The 2,320-nt window shown below is 70.9% G+C and carries 2 protein-coding genes; both read left to right on the forward strand.

Features of this window, described 5'->3' with window-relative positions; translation table 11 throughout:
• The first annotated feature begins 273 nt into the window (after positions 1-273).
• On the forward strand, positions 274-855 hold the full coding sequence (locus ABD374_RS31645; protein WP_344500080.1) for a carbonic anhydrase: 582 nt from the start codon (positions 274-276) through the stop codon (positions 853-855).
• Between the two features lie 14 nt (positions 856-869).
• On the forward strand, positions 870-2,320 hold a 1,451-nt coding region (locus tag ABD374_RS31650), incomplete at its 3' end, for a SulP family inorganic anion transporter (RefSeq protein WP_344500082.1).

The raw sequence follows: 2,320 nt of genomic DNA on the forward strand, positions 1-2,320 counted from the left end.
TTCTAGCTGTTTTCAGTCGGAAACACCCCCAGTTCAAAAACTCTTCACAGCCCGGCCCCACCTGCGCCATTACCCTTCATTGACCTTGCCTTTGACTTTCCTTGGCGAAGTTCGGCGTGCGTACCAAGAGGAGAGGGGGTGGCCCGCACCTGCATCCGCCGCGCCCCGGCGTGGCCCGCACACCGGCCGCCTCCGGGTCCCGCCGCCGAGCGGCGTCCGACCCCGCCCCCCGCCAGCCCGACGCGCCCTCAGCGCGCCAGGAGGAATCACCGCATGCAGCCCCTCATCGACAACGCCCGCACGTTCGGACAGCGCCCTGAGGAGTTCGCAGGCCTCGCCCAAGGCCAGACGCCAGAGGTCCTGTTCATCACCTGCGCCGACTCCCGGGTCGTCCCGGCCCTGATCACCGGCGCCCGCCCCGGCCAGCTCTTCGAGCTGCGCACCGCGGGCAACATCGTCCCGTCCTACGCCTCCGAGCACCCCACCGGCGAGGCGGCCACCATCGAGTACGCCGTCGAGGTGCTCGGCGTCCAGCACATCGTGGTCTGCGGCCACTCCCACTGCGGCGCGGTCGGCGCGCTGGTGCGCGGCGACGACCTGAACGCCGTACCCGCCGTCCGTGACTGGCTGACACACGCCGCCGACGAACCCAAGTGCTCCGACCCCGCCGACCCGACGGTCGCCGAGGCCGTGCAGAACCACGTCCTGGCGCAGTTGCTGCGGCTGCGCTCCTACCCGGGCATCGAGCAGCGGCTGCGGGGGGACCGGCTCCGGCTGCACGGCTGGTACTACGAGGTGCACACCGGGGCCGTGCGCGAACACCGCGCGGAGTCCGACACGTTCGAGGCGCTGTGAAGGGACTGACCGCGATGTCGAAGTTCCCTCATCTGCGGCAGGACTTCGCCGCCTCCGTCGTCGTCTTCCTGGTCGCCGTGCCGCTGTGCGTCGGTGTGGCGGTCGCCTCCGGAGTCCCCGCGGAGCTGGGCCTGGTCACCGGCATCGTGGGCGGCCTGGTCGCCGGCTTCCTGCCCGGCAGCAGTCTTCAGGTCTCGGGGCCGGCCGCGGGCCTGACCGTGCTGGTCTTCGAGGCGGTCAGCGAGTTCGGAGCAGCCTCGCTCGGCGTGATCGTGCTGATGGCCGGACTGCTCCAGCTCGCCATGGGCTTCCTCGGGATCGGCCGCTGGTTCCGGGCGATATCCGTCTCCGTCGTCGAGGGCATGCTCTGCGGCATCGGCCTGGTGATCATCGCCGGGCAGATCTACGCGGCAGCGGGCCTGAAGGCCCCGGAGACCGGCATCGGCAAGATCGCCGGCCTGCCCGGGGCGTTCGCCGACGCGCTCGGCAGCACCGAGGCGCTCGTCTCGTTCGCGATCGGCACGGGCGCCATCGCCGTCATCGTGCTGTGGAAGAAGACGCCGAAGAGGGCGCAGGTCGTGCCCGGCGCCCTCGCGGCGGTACTGCTGGCCACGGCCGCCTCGCTCGCCTTCGGCCTGCCGGTCGCCACCGTCGAGGTGGAGGGTCTGCTCGGCGTCATCCAGCCGCCCGGCGCCGATGCCTTCGGTGAGCTCGCCGGCCCGGCCATCTGGGGCACGATCATCGCGTTCGCGCTGATCGCCTCCGCCGAGTCGCTGTTCAGCGCGGCCGCGGTGGACCGGATGCACGAAGGTCCGCGCACTCAGTACGACAAGGAGATGATCGCCCAGGGCGGGGGCAACACGGTGTGCGGCCTGCTCGGCGCGCTGCCGATGACCGCGGTGATCGTGCGCAGCTCCGCCAACGTCAACGCGGGCGCGAAGACCAAGGCGTCGCGTGTGCTGCACGGCGTGTGGCTGCTGCTGTTCGCCGCCGCGCTGCCCTCCGCGCTGGCGTTGATCCCGCTGCCCGCGCTCGCCGGCATCCTGGTGCACGCGGGCTGGAAGCTGATCCCGTTCCGCCAGGTCGCCGGGCTGTGGCGGGGCCACAAGGGCGAGGCGCTGATCCTGGTGGTCACGGCCGTGTCGATCGTCGCCGTGAACATGTTCGAGGGCGTGCTCATCGGTCTGGCCCTGGCGGTGGTCAAGACCGCCTGGGAGGCGTCGAACCTGAAGACAGAGGTCATAGACAAGGGCGCCGGGCCGATCCAGGTGTACCTGTCGGGCAACGCGACGTTCCTGCGGCTGCCGAAGATACTCGACAGCCTGGAGGCGCTTCCGCAGGACCGGCCGATCGAGGTGAACCTGTCCGGGCTGCACCACCTCGACCACGCCTGCCGCACAGCCCTGGAGAACTGGGCCCAGCGGCACAGCGCACCCGACACCGAACCGGTGAAGGTCACGACCAC

This window comes from Streptomyces enissocaesilis, assembly GCF_039533765.1.
Taxonomy (GTDB): domain Bacteria; phylum Actinomycetota; class Actinomycetes; order Streptomycetales; family Streptomycetaceae; genus Streptomyces; species Streptomyces enissocaesilis.